This is a genomic window from Pseudoalteromonas sp. FUC4, from assembly GCF_008370255.1.
GTDB lineage: Bacteria > Pseudomonadota > Gammaproteobacteria > Enterobacterales > Alteromonadaceae > Pseudoalteromonas.
Map to the genome: position 1 here is coordinate 521,022 of NZ_SEUI01000001.1, position 16,721 is coordinate 537,742.

Below are 16,721 nucleotides of genomic sequence, written 5' to 3' on the forward strand. Positions count from 1 at the left end.
AATGACTCCACAGCAGCAAAACGTAATAGAGCAAGGGCATTGGTTTAAAAACCGTAGCGCTTATTTAAAAAGCTTTTTATTAACGCAGGGCAAAACGCTCTCGCTAAAGGCTCAGCAATCATTATTTTTGCGAGGTGATAAGCACGATGGAATTTATGCCGTACTTAGCGGCGTGGTGCGTATTAGTGGCGTAAGTAACGAAGGCAAAGAAGCCGTATTGAGCTTTATTGATTCATCACTGTGGTTTGGCGAAGTTACCTTGTTTGATGGTGGCCTGCGTACTCATGACGTATATGCACAAACTGATGTTATACTTTTTTACGTGCCCCAACGCGAGCTTGAACAGCTATTAAACGAACAGCCACAATATTGGCAAGAGTTTGGTTTATTGTTGGCACAAAAATTACGCCTAATGTTTACCTCAATGGAAGATCACGCATTACTAAGCGCTGAGCAAAAAGTATGCAATCGACTTTTAATGCTCAGCGAGCATACAGAGCACTTAACACCGCTTGTTTTATCTCAGCAGCAACTTGCTGATATGACCTACCTAACGCGCCAAACTATTAATCAAATATTGCAACAGCTTGTTAGCCTACAAGCTATTAGTTTGGGGTATCAACGCATAACTGTTTTAGATAAACAAAAGTTACAGGCGCGTGCTACACAAGCTTAAATAGAGACTTTTTTATTTAGTTGGAACCAAAATTGCTACAGATAATGTAACGCAACAATGGATTTGAGCTAATGACTACAATAACCTTTAAAAATCAATATAGTAACTATAACTCTCCTGCGGTAAATAAAGCGGCAGGACTAAGCGAAGTTGCGGCAACTAATACCCTCCCTAACGAAAAAACAAATGATGTTAAAGGCATTACCTCAGCTCCTAAAAAACCAACGTTTTTAGAAAGTGCTCAAGAAGCGCTGGTTTATCAGCGCTTAGGTGTAAACAAAAACAAAATAGACGAACTAAAAGCGACAATAGAAGAGCTCATTAATCAACAGCAAAGTGAGGGCGCAGACCCTGACGCAATTGCTGATAAAATAGAGGAGCTTCAAAAAATGCTCGAGCAAGAGTATCAAAAAGGGCGCGAGCGAACGGATATAAAAGGTGAGCATGAGCCGGGTAAAATAATTTCTGCATTTGTTTAATTTACAAAATGTCGGATACCTGACATTGTTGCTGTGTCTACTTTTGCTAAAGTAAGTTTTATATATAAAAATAAAGGCAAAACAATGAAAACACTTCAACAGCAACTTGGTAAATATGGTTTATATCATCGTTCTAAGCGTAATGTACTAACGCACTTCTTTGGTATTCCGCTCATTGTATTTGCGGCGTTGTGTTTACTTGCGCGTATTCAAATATCCCTTGGTAGCTTTGTAATTGATGGCGCACAACTTTTTGTATTAGCGTCGATTGTTTATTATTTTATGCTGAGCTTTTCGCTTGGCTTTATTATGGCCGTAATATTCACCTTACTCCTTGTTGGTGCTCAGCCTATTGCGGCAATGGCGTTTTGGCCTTGGTTGAGTATTGGCGTAGGTGTGTTTGTATTTGGCTGGGTACTGCAGTTTATTGGGCATTATTACGAAGGTAAAAAACCGGCGTTTGTAGATGACCTAATTGGTTTAATTATTGGCCCTTTGTACGTAACCGTTGAACTACTATTTTTAATGGGCTTTTACAAAACATTAGAAGATGAAGTAAACGCAATAGCAGGCCCTACAAAGGCGTAAAATACATTACTAAGTACTTTAATAAAACCTAATAAATAACAATAAAAGGCAGATAACGCATGCAATATAATAATAAAACGGTGTGGATCACCGGCGCATCATCAGGTATTGGTAAAGAGCTTGCTATACAATTTGCCGAGCTTGGAGCGCGCGTTATTTTATCGGCGCGCAATGTAGATAAACTAAACGATTTAAAAGCAACGCTTAAAGGCGAAGGGCACTTAGTTGTGCCGCTGGACTTAGCCGAGCCAGAGCAGGTACTAAGTACAGTAACAGCAAAAATGAGCGAGCTTCCTGCAATAGATATTTTAATTAATAACGGCGGCGTATCGCAGCGCAGTTTATTTTTAGAAAACGATTTTAACGTGTATCGCCAATTAATGGAGGTTAATTACTTTGGCTTAATTGCACTTACTAAAGCTGTATTGCCTGCTATGGTGGCAAGGCGCAGTGGCTCAATTGTGTCTATTAGTAGTGTGGCGGGTAAAGTTGGTTCAAAATTTAGAACAGGTTATTCGGGTTCTAAATATGCGGTTGTTGGTTTTATGGATTGCCTACGTGCAGAAGTAGCACAACATAATATTCATTGTTTAACAATTTGCCCAGGATCTATTAAAACAACAATTGCGCATAACTCATTAAACGAGCAAGGCATAGCGCAAAATAAACCAGAAGAGTCGATAGAAAATGGCATGGATGTAAGTGTAGCGGCTTCAAAAATGATTCGTGCCATTAGTAATAAAAAAGACGAAGTGATTATTGGCAAAGGTTTAAGTGGTTGGGCGCCTACAATTAAGCGCTTTTTTCCTACTTTGTTTAATAGGCTAAGCGCAAAAACAAACTATAGGTAGCGTCGTTTATTTCAAAGGCGTAAAATGCCGTAAATTTGATCAATTTAGAAAAGGATTCTAAATGAAGTATTTATGGCTGAGCCTGTTTTTTATTGTATTAATTTGGTCTGGTATTAACCCAAAAGATCAATTTACATGGCTGCTTGAAGTTATCCCCGCAATTATTGGTTTAGTGCTGCTAGCAAGTACCTATAGCCACTTTAAACTTACCCCTATTTTACATACATTTATTTTAGCGCATTGCATAGTGCTGATGATTGGCGGGCATTACACCTACGCCGAAGTCCCTTTGTTCGATAACCTATTTGGTAGCGAGCGTAATAACTACGACAAAGTAGGGCACTTTTTTCAAGGGTTTGTACCTGCACTACTAGCACGCGAAATTTTACTGCGCAAAAAAGTAGTAAATGGTCGAGGCTGGTTAATCACCTTTGTTATTTCGGTATGTTTAGCATTTAGCGCCTTTTACGAATTAATAGAGTGGTGGGTTGCAGTGTTAAGCGGCGAAAACGCAGAAGCGTTTTTAGGCACGCAAGGTTACGTGTGGGATACCCAATCAGATATGGGGCTGGCGTTATTTGGGGCTATTTGCTCATTGTTAGTACTTTCAAAAGTACACGACAAACAGCTAAAAAACGTTAAAGATTATTTATAGAAAAAGTTATATAAACGCTTATAAAAACATTGATAAAAAAAGACTATTAACTTATGACCGCAAACATTAGTAATTACTCAATTAGCACAGACAAAAGCAAACTTAACTTTAACGTTATTTATAACTTTATTGCTAATAGCTATTGGGCCAAAGGCATACCTAAAAGCGTGATGCAATCGGCTATTAATAACTCAATATGCTTTGGTGTTTACAGCGCTCATAACGAGCAAGTTGGCTTTGCCCGAGTCGTGACCGATAAAGCAACCTTTGCCTATTTAGCCGATGTATTTATTGCCCCGCACTTGCAAGGTAATGGGCTGAGTAAGTTACTTATTAAAACGATAGTAGAGCACCCTGAGCTGCAAGGGCTCAGGCGCTTTTTATTAGCAACTTCTGATGCGCATGGCCTTTATGCGCAATACGGGTTTAAACCTATAGATAACCCAGCACTACTAATGCAAATAAATCCTGAGAATGTGTATGGTAATAGTAAGTAGAGAATACATTCTAAAGTGGGGATTATTATTGATGATTCATTATATAGCTAATTAGTAAGCTATTTTTTAAGTTATCAACTTTCTGACAGCAGGTATTAATACTCCTTTAAATACGATATTTTTTCTTCATTGATAGAGAAAAAGAAAGTACAAATAGAGCCAACCACCAAGCAGCAAATACCCACAATCCAGGCTTAAGCTCACACCATTCTGTAATGTTAATAACACCATATATGAACAGACTTAGAGAGATGAATGGTAAAATAAATAGGGAGTAAAACAGATATATAATAAAGTTTGATAGAAGTTTTTGATACAGTTTATGCTCATTATCAGAGCGAAACTCGATCATTAAAAAAATACATTGTGAAGATATAAGCAAGGTAATTACTTGTAATAAACACCAGCCTAAAGCCGCTAAAATCGCTATCCATTGCATTGTCATTTTTCGTTTTCCTTGCGCTTTTACTTGAAGAGACCGTTATGAAGCTATTGGTACGTTTTACCTTTGTGCTTTAACCAACCATCAACGTGATGTCCATTTGGATCTTTATGAGTCCAGTGTACTACGCCCCCTTTTTTATTCCACTCATACTCACCGTAAAATTGAACAGTATCACCCTTTGAAATCAAATTAATTCTTGGGGCAAGGTCAATATTATGTGCAATTAAAATGGTAATACCTGTACTTAATTTAAGAATAAATTTTTGATGACGTGAGCCTTGATTATCATCGTTTAATATACGAACAACAATTCCCGAATCTTGTACTTGAACGTTACTTTGGTGATTTTTGTATGCTTCATTCAGGGATGTAGCATTTGCAAAATTTGACCACTGTAGAAAAGTAAATCCGACTAAAATATATATTAATAACTTACGCATACATTAAATCTTCCTTAGTTCTATAACGCCACAAAAGCGGCTATAATCTGTGAAGTATGGATAATAGTATGATGGTTTTTAGTTGAGGTGTAATCAATTCTTAACTGACACTCTTTTACTTGGCAGTAATCAAAAAATACTAAATCTGTATAGATTATTAAATCAGACAGCCACTCCAAATAAATAAAGTCAATCTAGGCTAGATTCACTTTTTAGGTTAAGAATTTATCTTTTACTACTCGGTTACTTACTTTTCATCCATAAAATAACTTATTATCACGCTTAAACCTAAATTAAGCGCATGAAAATAACTGCATAATGCAGTTGTGATTTATTACTGAATAGTTTTACTGAGTAGCTTAAGCTTTATGCAAGTAGCTTTTCGCAGTTACTGATATTCGCTCGCCGCTTTCGCTTTAAGTTTTCACAATAACCTTCTTGTGAGGCAGGCCTGCCGACTGCACCACGAAATACGCGCGTAAATTGGGTTGTAAGTTTTAACCAGTTTTCGGGTGATATATTCACTCTCTCGAGTAAGGGTAAGTGTGTACTTTCAATATACCCGCGTTTGTCTTCTCGTATACAACGTCCTGTTAATTCAACAAGTTCAAGGTACGATTTAAGCTCAAACGGGAGTCCTTTTGGCATTATCTGACGTGGCACGCCTGCAAAGCGAAAGAGTTGTTTTGGTTGTTTTCCTTCTTTTGCAGATGTTAGTCGCTGTTTAACGCTGGTGTGGTCTGATTCCTCAGGCGTGTTAGCCATTTTAGCTCTAATTGGGTTTAAATCGACATACGCCATACAAGCGGCAAGTGCTGCTTCATCTAGTAATGCTTGTGATGTGAATCTGCCTTCCCACAAAATTGTATGGAACAACTTTGAACGCCTTAGGCGGCCCGAAGGGTTAGCGCCATGGATGGCAGCGAATAAAATCTACCTGTGCAGTTATCTTCTTTATTTGCTCTGCGCGCAATATCTTCATTTAACAACCGCATAAACCAGCTAATACTTGCTAGGCGTTCGCGGTATTGTTTAACCGTTTGATTGAAAAAGATGAGTTCAACTTTACTTAGCTTTTCACCCTGCTTACTTTTTGCACTAAACAAAGGGTGACCTTTAACTTCGAAAAGTGCAAAATTTAGGATGGGTGTCTTGTTAATTTCATTGCGGACCCGCATGATGGGTTGTGTGGGGGCAGGAGGTTAGAGACCTCCTGCCACCCGATTAGCCGTTTTAGCTTAGAACTGTAAGTTGTTCAGGAGGAATAACGCAACTTGATTCAAAGTTTAATTGTTGCCATAACTCTTTAGGACATGTTTTCATTAAATCTAATTGTTCTTCAATTGGTTTACCTTGTTCTGTAGTTAAATTATCCTTTGACACATTAAGAATCTCAAGAATTATAGGTTTAGCAACTACTGAAATAACATCTCTAAGCGGGTGGTTTAAAGGGAATATCTCTTCAGCTTTCTCAGGTTCAAATTTAAATAGTGCATCATAAGCCTTTATGAAATATGAAATTAATTCAGAGCCATATTTATTTGAATTAGCATATTTAGCTGCAGTTTGTAAACAAGGAGTCAAATAAATACCTCCGTACCGAAAGTTAAAACCACCACGAGTAACATCATTACTTACCATTTTCTCCATAAAATAATGATTTTTTGACCACCACTCTTGATCACTATATTTGCTTTGAAATATTTTTACTATTTGAGCAAACATTTTTAGAGGTTGATATGTGTCACCAATATTTTGACCTCCTAAACCTTTTTTCATAATTGAATCGAGGAATATCGAAGATGTACCGTGATACAAAGGAAATTCAATAGTATTTAAATGCTTATTCAACGTGATACTCCATTAGGCGGCTAACGCCGCGTTAACTGCCAGTGCTGGGTAATAGTTTATTTTGATAATCGTGTATGTTTTTGAAGGAAATACCAAGCTTTTCTAGTAAATGCGACACAACGACTAGCTTCAAAATTCTTCCTACATTCACGTAATCATTAATGTCGAGGATTTGAATTAATTTTTTCGGTCGCCCCACATGGGCTAATTCATTCCTTAAATCACTGATGTTTGTTCCTAAACTTTTATTATTATGCTTTGAAAAAATACTGTTCAACGCTTTCTTCAATTCTTCAGAACCATATTTATCGATTGGGCCTTCATATCTATTAGATGTGTTCATACCTAAATCATTGGCCACTGATTCTATGTTTGTTGCAAATAGTATTACGTCACTATAAGCAGAGTGAAGTGTTCTATAATTCGTTTCATACTGGAAAGTGGTTGATAAAACTCGATAATTTTCATATAAATTTAACCATGTTGAGATCGCTTTTGATAAGTCGACTTTATTTCTATTTATAGGCATAAAAAAATGAGATGGACTGCTTTTGGCTAAATCAACAGTTCTTGATTCGAGGTGAATACTTGATAATAAGCAAACAGGATTTTTTGCCTCAATATTTGGAAAAAGCTCAACCTCGTCAGGAAAAGTTGGTCGATCCATAAATATAGAAAATAAAGACGATATTCGATTAATGTTTTTACTAAGTTCACTCGATGTTTTCGGAGTATTCGCTTCATACTTGAACAAAAACTCTAGTGTGTTCCTATATAAAAATGATTCATCAGGGTGTTTATTTTTTATTTCGTCAAAAGCTAGTGACAATTGTTCAATTGCTTCACTTTGATCTGTTCTCATTAAATTTATTAAGTTATGCGTGACATCTTTAAATGTTGCTCTATTTTCAAGTTCTAAACTCCAATCTTCTCCATTTATTTTTTCCAACACTCCTTCGATATATGGCGCTTTTCCTATGTGGCCTTGAGGGTAGAAAAATTCTTGCATGTGATGAAAGGTGAAACGACAATGATGAAATTCAGTATCGAATTTAACAAAGTCACCAATTAATAAATGAGTAAACCCATGCTTACCAAATTTTGTATGTACTGATCCAAAACGTTGACCACTATTATTAAAGTTAAACGGACCTATTAACGTACATTTTTTCCCATTATTTAAAACGCCAATTAATTCTTCACACTCATTAGGAACATCTGAATCTGCAATATTATATTCTAGAGTTAATCCTTCCTCTGTTGAGTAATATACTTTCCCTGCAAACCTTGCTCCATAAGATGTCTCGGTATGAAAAAACTCGCCAAAGAACTCATGTTCTTTAAATGCGCTATAAACCTCTTTGCTCACCCGTGACTCCTTGGCAGTTAACATCTTCATCGAGGAGGCTTTCCTCTTTTTATGAGCAAAGTATGTCCTCTTAATTATTTTTAATATTAATAACAAATCCTGTAACACATTGCGAGTATTAAACTTTAAGTCGGGCTGTTCTTTTAACAATATGCAGAAAAGAGGAAAACGTCCACATTTTTTGACTTATGAGGAAAAACGCCAGCACGGTACATAAATGCAGCAATTAAGTATTTAAAATGAAAACCAAATCCGATTTTAAATCATTTAATAGTCACTAAAAAACGCCAGCGATAACGTAAGTAACCGCTTTAAGCACACTTGTTTGTGTAAGCATATTATAAAAGGTGGTTTAGGGCTGGTGGAAGCTGTAAAAGCGAGGTCATGAATTATTTACTAAACGTGTCTTTCTGCTATTAAAGTAAGGCTGACACGCTTAAGTATTATTACTTATTTGGCTTTTTTAGCCTCTAGAGTTTCTATTTCACTCCAGATTTTTTCGGCTTCTGCACTTAACATAGCGAAGCTTTTAATGTCGCCTTTTCTTTGTGCCTGCATGCCTTGCTCTAGCTTTACGTCGTATTCTTTACGCAGTTTTTTTACGGGATCAGGCTTTAAAAATGAAAACATTGGTATTCTCTTAATTTATTAAATTATATTTAATTAGTGTACGCATTAATGGGCTTAATAGTTCTTTGTTTGGTGAAAATGTTTACTTTGCGCTTTAAAAGCGCAAAGTAAACACGGTGTAATTATTAACGTACTGTGTGCTAGTTCTAGGCTAATGTTTACATTTCTGGCTCTAGGCGTTTAATACCTTGGCCATCAATACCTAAATAAATAAAACCATCACTGCCTTGGGCTAAGCTGCGTACTCTGCCTATTCCATCGAGTATTTTATATTGCTTAACAACCTTACCTTTTGAGAGCTCTAGTGCGCTAATGAATGCAAATTTCATTGATGCTAGTAATAGCTTACCTTTAAGCTTTGGGTATTTATCACTCGTTACATACAACATATCGGAAGGGGCAATTGAAGGGGTCCAATGTAATACGGGCGATTGCATGCCGTCTTTTTCTTTAATGTCGGTAAACTTGGTACCGCTGTAGTTAACGCCATAGCTTACTAAAGGCCATCCGTAGTTAGCGCCTTTTTTTATTATGTTAAGTTCATCGCCGCCGCGTGGTCCGTGTTCGTGAGACCATAAAATATTATTTTGATTATCAAACCACATGCCCTGTGGATTACGGTGCCCATAAGACCATGCTGCATGTTTTGCATCTTTTTGTTTAACAAACGGATTGTCGCTTGGGATACGGCCATCATCGTGTAAGCGATAAATTTTACCACCATCGCGAGTGAGATCTTGCGGGTTTATGTCGCGCGAGCCGCGATCGCCAATTGAAAAATAAACATAACCTTCATTATCAAACACGATACGGCTGCCGTAGTGCTGGCCTTTGGTACTATTATGCTCGCCTTTGTATAGCAATTGCTGATCAGACAACTGCGTATGATCGCTACTTAGCTTGGCGCGCATTAGGGCGGTGTTACTTCCGCTTTCTTTGCCCTCACTACTTGAGTAACTAAAGTACAGCCATTGGTTTTGCTTACTATCGTTGTGTAGTGCTAAATCAAGTAATCCACCTTGGCCATTAGCGTCAATGTCAGGCAATCCAGAGACCTTAGTTAATTTAGTGGTATTTTTAGGTAATAAAAATAACGCTCCACTGCGCTCAGATATCAGTAAATCACCATTAGCTAAAGGCTCAATAGCCCAAGGTATAACTACACCTTCTGCCGCTGTTACTGCGTTAACGCTAAGCGATAAAGTATCGAACTGTTTATAGTTTTTTACGTAATCGCTTTTTGCATGCGCGGGTGCGTTAGTAGCAAATATAGCAACGGCTAAGCCCGTAATTATTAGTTTAGGGAGTGTGTTATGTGACCTTAAATTTATCATTATGGCTTCCAAAATTAATCCAATTTTACATAACCTTATCATGGCATAAATGAATTTGTTAAGTGTTGAGTTGAATGAAAAATGCACACTTACATATTTTAAAATTATCTCTTCACAGGAAATTGTTTAAGCAAATTGCGCTAATAAAAATTGAATAATTACTCTATTGGGGTTGAAAACTTAAAATTTGAGCGTACACTTGTGCGCTGAAGTTTGGGCGTACACGTGTAAGTTCAAAATAATTAAGATTTGATAGAGATTTAACCATGATGACTCAAGTATTAAACCAATTTTCAAAATGGTTTTTACACCATCAAAGTTTTGCAGGCTACATAGAGCCCGTAATGCAGGTGTTTAAACCTGCGTGGCGTGCAGGGCAGTTTAGAGCGCAAGTAGTTAGTACAACTGTACTTGGTGGCGGTTTTTTAAGTGTGCAACTTAAGCCAAGCAAACAATGGCAGGCGCATACGTCAGGGCAGCATATAAGTTTAACGGTTGAAATTAATGGGCGATTATTAACACGCGTTTTTACCGTGGCCTCAAGCGCTCAGCAATTTAAAAATACAGGTTTGGTGCGCTTACTAATCAAAACAAATGCGCAAGGGCGCTTTACTGGCTTACTAAGCAGTGCATTAAAAGCGGGGTTGTGGTGCAATATTTCTGCGCCAAGCGGCGATTTTGTATTTAAAAACACACATACGCCAGCCACTTTTATTGCAGGTGGCTCGGGTATAACACCTATGCTAGCTATGCTTGATGATTACTTAAGCCAAACAACGCAAAAAGTCTCGTTGGTGTATTACGCAAAAGCCACTGAGCATCAATGTGTTGATGAGCTAAGTGAGTTGGCAGCGCAGTTTGAGCATTTTTCGTTTTTATTATTAACGCGTGAGCAATCAAGCGATATAACCACCAATATTAAGCCGTGGGAAAACCCAGACATTTACTGCTGTGGTCCTGCAGCATTTATGCAAACGGTGAGCGATTTTGCTCAAACGCATAAGCTAAATTACTACCAAGAAGCCTTTGGTTTAGCGTTGCCTAGCTTAAACGACGACAGCCAATTTAATGTAAAAATTAACGCCAGTGCCCATGTTGTGTCGGGCAACGATGTTTTACTGACTCAGTTTGAAGAAAAAAAGCTACCCGTTAAACGCGGTTGCGGTATTGGTATTTGCCATCAATGCCAATGTATTAAAAAGTCAGGCGTGGTACGTAATTTAAAAACAGGTGAATTGAGTGATAACGGCGAGCAATTAATCCAACTTTGCGTAAGCCAACCTGTTAGTGATTTGGAGTTACAATTATGAAAAACATTAACTATGACATGCTCGCAAGCGAGCTAGATGCCATTAAAATGGATACCCTTGGCAAAGTTGGCCAACAAGATGCCGACTATATTCGCTCTGTTGTGCGCAAACAGCGAGTGTGTGAATGGAGCGGGCGAATTTTGCTAATGCTTGGTTTTATTCAGCCATTATTGTGGGTTGCAGGTGTGTTGCTATTAGCGCTTGCTAAAATTTTAGACAATATGGAAATTGGCCACAATGTAATGCATGGTCAATACGATTGGATGAACGACAAGCAACTTAACTCACAACATTATGAGTGGGACATAGCGTGCGACGGGCAAAGTTGGCACCGCGTTCATAACTTTGAACACCATACGTATACTAACATTATTGGTAAAGACAGAGACTTTGGTTATGGCTTGTTACGTTTAAGCGATGATTTTAAATGGCGCTTTAAAAATGTATGGCAGTTTTTTACGTATATTAATTTAAGTGTGTTATTTCAGTGGGGCGTGTCGTATCACGAATTGGCTGCAGAGCGTGTTTTTATTGGTAAAAAGAAAGAAAACCGCGAAGGGCTTGTTTCACACTCTACATTAAAGCAACGCTTTTTTAGTAAAGGCGCTCGCCAGTTAATTAAAGATTATGCGATATTTCCGTTACTTGCAGGGCCATTATTTTTATGGGTATTGGCGGGTAATTTAGTAGCAAACTTAATCCGTAATTTATGGACGTCGACCATAATATTTTGTGGTCACTTTACTGAAGAAACGCAAACATTTAAACAAGAAGACTGCGTAAACGAAACGCAAGGGCAGTGGTATTATCGCCAAGTACTGGGCTCGTCTAATATTAAAGGGTCGCATTGGTTTCATGTTTTAACGGGGCATTTGAGCTGCCAAATAGAGCATCACTTATTTCCTGATATGCCGTCTTCGCGCTATCAAGAAGTAGCGCCTCAAGTACAAGCCGTTTTGAAAAAACACGGTATTGATTACCATACAGGTAGCTTTTTTAAACAGTATACCTCGGTGTTAAAACGTATTATTAGGTATTCGTTCAAGTAAATTATTTACCTTTAAGAATCGGCTAGTGCAACTGCATTAGCCGATTTTTTTGTTTATAGCACCCAATGCGGTTGATTAGTAAACAGCACTTGCAAAAATTTCTCATAGTTAATTAAAAAAGCCTTACTTTAGCTATGGTTAAATAGCGTGTGATTGTCATACAATGGAGGAAAATAGACCACACAAGAGAGATTAAAATGGCCGCATTTGGTACCGTGTTTATGCCGCAGATGATTCAAGCTCGTTTTTCTGATAATAAATGGAGCGAAAGCTCAATTGTCCCTTCCGATAAACTTGAACTTCATGCTGGTGCGCACGTTCTTCATTATTCAAGTACATGTTTTGAAGGCTTAAAGGCCTTTCGCCATGAAGATGGTTCTGTTTATCTTTTTAGAATGGATGCAAACATTGCACGCATGCAACAAAGCTCAGCGCTATTAAGCTTACCGAGTTTTGATGGCGATATGCTAAAAACGATGATTATCGATATTATGCGTGAATACGCAGATGAAACGCCATTACCACCGGGCTCTATGTATATTCGCCCAACTCATATTGGTACTGAGGCGGCAATTGGTAAAGCAGCTGCGCCATCAATGAGCTCGCTTTTATATACGTTACTATCGCCAGTAGGTGATTACTTTGCAGGTGGTGCAACTGCACTGCGCGTACTGCTTGAAGAAGATGGCATGCGCTGCGCGCCGCACATGGGTATGGTAAAAAGTGGTGGTAACTACGCCAGTGCTTTAGCACCTATTAGTGCTGCACGAACTAAGTATCAAGCAGATCAAATTTTGTTTTGCCCAGGTGGCGACGTTCAAGAAACCGGTGCTGCTAACTTTATACTTATTGATGGCAACGAAATTATTACTAAAGCGCTTGATAGCACGTTTTTACATGGTGTAACGCGTAATAGTATTTTAACCATTGCCAAAGATTTAGGTATGACGGTAAGCGAGCGTAACTTTAGCGTTACTGAGCTACTAGAGCGTGCTGCTAAACCAGGTACTGAAGCTGCGCTTTCGGGCACTGCAGCAGTACTAACTGCTGTGGGTACGTTTATTCATAACGATAAAGAATACAAAGTAGGTACTGGCGAGCCAGGCCCAACGACTGCGCGCCTTCGCCAAGCATTGAACGATATTCAATGGGGTAAAAGTGAAGACAAACACGGTTGGTTAACTAAAATCTAATTATAGATTTAATAGCAACTCGCATTAAAAAGCCACCTAATCGGTGGCTTTTGTGTTTGGTTACTTTAAGCTGTGCTTATTAAAACTTCATTTCTATTTTGCCGTACACGTAGCGTCCGTTAAACCCATAAGCTGAGAAGCTAGAGTAAGCAAATAAACGCGAGAAGGTTGTTAAATCGTCAACATTTTCACGGGTTGCGTCTGGGTAAACATCAAAAATGTTATTAGCACCTACGCTTAGCGATACGTTGCTAGTAAGCGAATAGGCAACATCTAAGTCGGTTATCCATTTAGGTTTTAGCACTTCGTTACGTTCTGGGTTATCTGAAGGGTCTTGAGTTTCTCCGTAACGTGTTGTTCTAAGCGTGGTACGAATATCATCGTTAGTCCATGTTGCACTTAAATTGTATTTATTACGCGGTGTACTTACTTCAAAACGACGTAGTTCGTTACCAGAGAATAAGTTGTCTTGATCAAACCCTGCACCTTGTAGCTCTGCTGGTGGGTCAATTATATCGGTAACTTCATTTTTACCGTAGTTATAACCTAAGTTAAAGGCAATATCGCCGTAACCATCGGTTGCTACATTATAAGAAGCTACAACATCAACACCGCGCGTTTTACTGTCAATTGCGTTTAAGAAGAAACGACCTTGGTTAGCGCCTGTGCCTTCAAGAAGTTGCTCAATAGCAGCGCCCGATAAGTTGTTTGATAGCACAATACGGTCATCAATTAATATTTGGTAGTAATCAACCGATAAGCTGAAATTAAAGTCGGTAGACCATGTAAAACCAATACCGTAGTTTGTTGCTTCTTCAGCATCAAGACCAGGTGAGCCCAGTGCTTTTGCTACATCGCTGCTTGGTGCGAACGTACCGGTTTCGGTTGGTTCGCCATCAACAAATACAGTGGCCACTGAGGTAAAGTATTGTTGCTGCAAAGAAGGGGCTCTAAAACCAGTAGATACAGAAGCGCGCAGCGCTAGGTCTTCAGTTAATGAATAACGAGTCGCAACTTTACCGTTAAGTGTATCGCCAAAGTCTGAGTAATCTTCATAACGGGCGGCAACCGCTAAATTCCAATCGTCGGTTAGGTAGGTTTCAAGGTCTATATACAAGCTCACGTTATGGCGGCTATTGTCGCCCTCAGACTCGGGTGTAAACCCTGGGAATACTTGTGCGCCCGCTGCGCCAAATGGGCCATCAACAGGGTCGGTTACTGCGCCGCCTGGGCCAAATGACCCTTGTGCATATGATGCTTCTTCGCCTGCATCTATTTGGTATCCTTCGCGGCGATATTCAGCGCCTACAGCGACACTTACTGAACTTTCTAAAAAGCTGACGTCTACTTCGCGGCTAAAATCAACGTTTAAGGTAAGTTGATCGTAAGTAAGGGTGCCGGCATCAAAGCTTGTTTGACTAGTAGGGCCATAAGAGGTATTTAAGCTATTTATAACACCAAACTCGAATGCATCTTGACCATATACGGCCGACACATCGTAATTCCATTCACTTACAAAACTTTTAGCGCCAAGTGCCAGTGAAAAGTCATCTATATCTGAGGTGATAACAGGTAAAAAGCCATCAGGATAAACTTCTTCTATATTACGGCTATCGCTTGCACGGCGATAAAAACCGCCGCCTTCGCCTTCGCGTTTGCTGTAAGAGCCAAACGAATATAAATCTACTTTGTTTGTTAATTGATACCCCGCGTTATAAAACACTGAAAAGTCTTCTACATCGCCATTACCAAAGTTATGGTTATATCGATTTACGGTAAGTTCACGTGGGTCGAGGGAGCCATCATCTAATCGTGCGTAGTTTTCGCGTTGGTCGTAGTCAGAGCGGTTTGTTGAATGGCGGTCGCGGTATTCTGTTGAGATGTTTAAAAAGCCATTATCGCCAAGTTCAAAACCCATATTACCTTGCAGCGTTAGTGTTTGGCCGTCTGTTAAAGAGCGATCGCCCCCTTCGGTAAAGGCTAAATTACCATCACTGCCTTCAGAAACTGATTTTAGCTGTGGTACACCGTCCATTTCGGTTACGTTAGCGCCATATATAGCTGCCACTGAGCCACCGCTGCTAGCACTTTTAAGCACAATATTAATAACACCGGCTATAGCATCAGAGCCATATTGGGCTGCTGCACCATCACGTAATACTTCAATGCGGTCGATAGCATTTGCTGGAATTGCATTTAAATCAACCGATGATGAACCACGACCCGTTGAGCCATTTAAGTTAAGTAATGCGTTGCTATGGCGACGTTTACCATTAACAAGCACTAAAGTGTGATCAGGTGCTAAACCACGAAGTTGAGCAGGGCGAACATGGTCACTACCATCAGTAAGTGATGCTTGCGGAAAGTTAAAGCTAGGTAATAAACTGCTAAGCAGGGCATTGGTTTCAGTAAAGCCTGAATTTTTAAGTGCATCTGCACCAATTATATCAATAGGTACTGCGCTGTCTTCTACTGTACGGCCTAATCGGCGAGAGCCAATTACGCTTATTTGTTCGATGTTTTCTTCTGCTTTGGTGTCTTGCTCTGCAGCATTTACTGAGAGCGAACCAAGTAGTGCAGCTGATGCGCTCATTGCGAGTAATATTTGTGGTACTGATTGCTGTAATTTAAATAACGGTTTTCTATTCATGCTGTATTTCCCCATACCCATTGAATTATTTTATTTTTGTACAAAAAGATTAATACCAACCCGCAATAATACTTAATCATTTTTAGGGGCTAAACGTGCCGTTACCTGCGTTAAAAAATTCTCATTTACGACTGCATGGATGCAGAAGGTAGAGCAATGCAGGAGCAATTGCCGAGAACAACTAAATAGCGAATTTTTTGCCTAGCTATCAACACGTTTTTCCATCCTCAAAATAGATCACCTAATTAAGCGGATTGGTATAAACTTTTTTGTTACCTTGAACATATACTTAATTAACAAAGGCAGTCAATTGAATAACATTCAATTAATTTAGGTGTTTTTATAATTACATTTGATTGTTTTTTATAATGACCATTGTTTTAGTTATATAGCGAAGGTAATTGCTAAGTAATTGATGGGTAATGAATTATATTTAAAAATTAAGTTAACATTTAATTAACTGGTAAGACGAGTCTGGCGGGGATGACTAATTACAAGTAAGAAGCCATTTCTATTGGCCTAGCAATAAACAGCTGTTTGGCTATAAATATTTTTAAAAATTTTAAATACAAATAAATTCATCAATTGTTAATTTAATTAACATTTGACGAATGGTTTATAAATTATGTACTACTTAATCGAGCCTATACTTTAAAGCATGAAGCAATTTTGTTTTTATAAGTAATTGGTATAAAAAAGAGTGC

Annotated in this window: 16 protein-coding genes and 1 pseudogene; 9 read left to right on the forward strand and 8 right to left on the reverse strand. The window is 38.6% G+C overall.

The window, feature by feature from the left end; genetic code table 11:
- The first annotated feature begins 1 nt into the window (after position 1).
- From EU510_RS02385 to EU510_RS02410, 6 genes are all read left to right on the forward strand, one after another.
- Positions 2–676, forward strand: a complete 675-nt coding sequence (locus tag EU510_RS02385) for a Crp/Fnr family transcriptional regulator (RefSeq protein ID WP_149592090.1) — start codon at positions 2–4, stop codon at positions 674–676.
- A 71-nt stretch (positions 677–747) separates the two neighbouring features.
- Positions 748–1,155 carry a hypothetical protein gene (locus EU510_RS02390; protein WP_149592091.1) on the forward strand — a complete coding sequence of 136 codons (408 nt, stop codon included), beginning with the start codon at positions 748–750 and terminating at the stop codon, positions 1,153–1,155.
- Between the two features lie 84 nt (positions 1,156–1,239).
- On the forward strand, positions 1,240–1,743 hold the full coding sequence (locus tag EU510_RS02395; protein ID WP_149592092.1) for a DUF962 domain-containing protein: 504 nt from the start codon (positions 1,240–1,242) through the stop codon (positions 1,741–1,743).
- A 59-nt stretch (positions 1,744–1,802) separates the two neighbouring features.
- The gene (locus EU510_RS02400; RefSeq protein WP_149592093.1) at positions 1,803–2,594 is read left to right on the forward strand and encodes an SDR family oxidoreductase; all 792 of its coding nucleotides are present in this window, start codon (positions 1,803–1,805) and stop codon (positions 2,592–2,594) included.
- 61 nt (positions 2,595–2,655) lie between these two features.
- Positions 2,656–3,249: a DUF2238 domain-containing protein gene (locus tag EU510_RS02405; protein ID WP_149592094.1), complete on the forward strand. Its 594-nt coding sequence runs from the start codon at positions 2,656–2,658 to the stop codon at positions 3,247–3,249.
- 53 nt (positions 3,250–3,302) lie between these two features.
- Positions 3,303–3,746, forward strand: coding sequence for a GNAT family N-acetyltransferase (locus tag EU510_RS02410; protein WP_149592095.1), 444 nt, complete (start codon positions 3,303–3,305; stop codon positions 3,744–3,746).
- Between the two features lie 106 nt (positions 3,747–3,852).
- Here the strand turns inward: EU510_RS02410 and EU510_RS02415 are convergent, their stop codons facing one another.
- From EU510_RS02415 to EU510_RS02450, 7 genes and pseudogenes are all read right to left on the reverse strand, one after another.
- Positions 3,853–4,191: a hypothetical protein gene (locus EU510_RS02415; RefSeq protein ID WP_149592096.1), complete on the reverse strand. Its 339-nt coding sequence runs from the start codon at positions 4,189–4,191 to the stop codon at positions 3,853–3,855.
- Between the two features lie 44 nt (positions 4,192–4,235).
- Entirely contained in the window at positions 4,236–4,631 is a 396-nt protein-coding gene (locus EU510_RS02420; protein ID WP_149592097.1) for a DUF3465 domain-containing protein, read from the reverse strand.
- A 366-nt stretch (positions 4,632–4,997) separates the two neighbouring features.
- Positions 4,998–5,809, reverse strand: a pseudogene (locus EU510_RS19995) (transposase).
- Positions 5,810–5,864: 55 nt separating this feature from the next.
- The gene (locus EU510_RS02435) at positions 5,865–6,482 is read right to left on the reverse strand and encodes a hypothetical protein (protein ID WP_149592098.1); all 618 of its coding nucleotides are present in this window, start codon (positions 6,480–6,482) and stop codon (positions 5,865–5,867) included.
- Positions 6,483–6,513: 31 nt separating this feature from the next.
- On the reverse strand, positions 6,514–7,851 hold the full coding sequence (locus tag EU510_RS02440) for a HEPN domain-containing protein (RefSeq protein ID WP_149592099.1): 1,338 nt from the start codon (positions 7,849–7,851) through the stop codon (positions 6,514–6,516).
- Between the two features lie 450 nt (positions 7,852–8,301).
- Entirely contained in the window at positions 8,302–8,481 is a 180-nt protein-coding gene (locus tag EU510_RS02445) for a DUF6435 family protein (RefSeq protein WP_007375469.1), read from the reverse strand.
- Between the two features lie 158 nt (positions 8,482–8,639).
- Positions 8,640–9,815, reverse strand: a complete 1,176-nt coding sequence (locus EU510_RS02450; RefSeq protein WP_149592100.1) for a PQQ-dependent sugar dehydrogenase — start codon at positions 9,813–9,815, stop codon at positions 8,640–8,642.
- Between the two features lie 266 nt (positions 9,816–10,081).
- Here EU510_RS02450 and EU510_RS02455 point away from each other — a divergent pair, with 266 nt between their 5' ends.
- The 3 genes from EU510_RS02455 to EU510_RS02465 all read left to right on the forward strand — a co-directional run bounded on the left by EU510_RS02455 (position 10,082) and on the right by EU510_RS02465 (position 13,367).
- On the forward strand, positions 10,082–11,125 hold the full coding sequence (locus EU510_RS02455; protein WP_149592101.1) for a flavin reductase family protein: 1,044 nt from the start codon (positions 10,082–10,084) through the stop codon (positions 11,123–11,125).
- Positions 11,122–12,174, forward strand: a complete 1,053-nt coding sequence (locus EU510_RS02460) for a fatty acid desaturase family protein (RefSeq protein WP_024595642.1) — start codon at positions 11,122–11,124, stop codon at positions 12,172–12,174. The genes EU510_RS02455 and EU510_RS02460 overlap by 4 nt, the downstream gene beginning before the upstream one ends.
- A 191-nt stretch (positions 12,175–12,365) precedes the next feature.
- Positions 12,366–13,367: a branched-chain amino acid aminotransferase gene (locus EU510_RS02465; protein WP_262501086.1), complete on the forward strand. Its 1,002-nt coding sequence runs from the start codon at positions 12,366–12,368 to the stop codon at positions 13,365–13,367.
- A gap of 79 nt (positions 13,368–13,446) precedes the next feature.
- Here EU510_RS02465 and EU510_RS02470 read toward each other — a convergent pair whose 3' ends face one another.
- Positions 13,447–16,017 carry a TonB-dependent receptor plug domain-containing protein gene (locus EU510_RS02470; protein ID WP_149592103.1) on the reverse strand — a complete coding sequence of 857 codons (2,571 nt, stop codon included), beginning with the start codon at positions 16,015–16,017 and terminating at the stop codon, positions 13,447–13,449.
- Positions 16,018–16,721: the final 704 nt, after the last annotated feature.

What these genes read in the sequence shown, in the direction of transcription:
- EU510_RS02385 (WP_149592090.1), top strand. Translation starts at nt 2, where the DNA reads ATGACTCCACAGCAGCAAAACGTAATAGAGCAAGGGCATTGGTTTAAA.
- EU510_RS02390 (WP_149592091.1), top strand. Translation starts at nt 748, where the DNA reads ATGACTACAATAACCTTTAAAAATCAATATAGTAACTATAACTCTCCT.
- EU510_RS02395 (WP_149592092.1), top strand. Translation starts at nt 1,240, where the DNA reads ATGAAAACACTTCAACAGCAACTTGGTAAATATGGTTTATATCATCGT.
- EU510_RS02400 (WP_149592093.1), top strand. Translation starts at nt 1,803, where the DNA reads ATGCAATATAATAATAAAACGGTGTGGATCACCGGCGCATCATCAGGT.
- EU510_RS02405 (WP_149592094.1), top strand. Translation starts at nt 2,656, where the DNA reads ATGAAGTATTTATGGCTGAGCCTGTTTTTTATTGTATTAATTTGGTCT.
- EU510_RS02410 (WP_149592095.1), top strand. Translation starts at nt 3,303, where the DNA reads ATGACCGCAAACATTAGTAATTACTCAATTAGCACAGACAAAAGCAAA.
- EU510_RS02415 (WP_149592096.1), bottom strand. Translation starts at nt 4,191, where the DNA reads ATGACAATGCAATGGATAGCGATTTTAGCGGCTTTAGGCTGGTGTTTA.
- EU510_RS02420 (WP_149592097.1), bottom strand. Translation starts at nt 4,631, where the DNA reads ATGCGTAAGTTATTAATATATATTTTAGTCGGATTTACTTTTCTACAG.
- EU510_RS02445 (WP_007375469.1), bottom strand. Translation starts at nt 8,481, where the DNA reads ATGTTTTCATTTTTAAAGCCTGATCCCGTAAAAAAACTGCGTAAAGAA.
- EU510_RS02450 (WP_149592100.1), bottom strand. Translation starts at nt 9,815, where the DNA reads ATGATAAATTTAAGGTCACATAACACACTCCCTAAACTAATAATTACG.
- EU510_RS02455 (WP_149592101.1), top strand. Translation starts at nt 10,082, where the DNA reads ATGATGACTCAAGTATTAAACCAATTTTCAAAATGGTTTTTACACCAT.
- EU510_RS02460 (WP_024595642.1), top strand. Translation starts at nt 11,122, where the DNA reads ATGAAAAACATTAACTATGACATGCTCGCAAGCGAGCTAGATGCCATT.
- EU510_RS02470 (WP_149592103.1), bottom strand. Translation starts at nt 16,017, where the DNA reads ATGAATAGAAAACCGTTATTTAAATTACAGCAATCAGTACCACAAATA.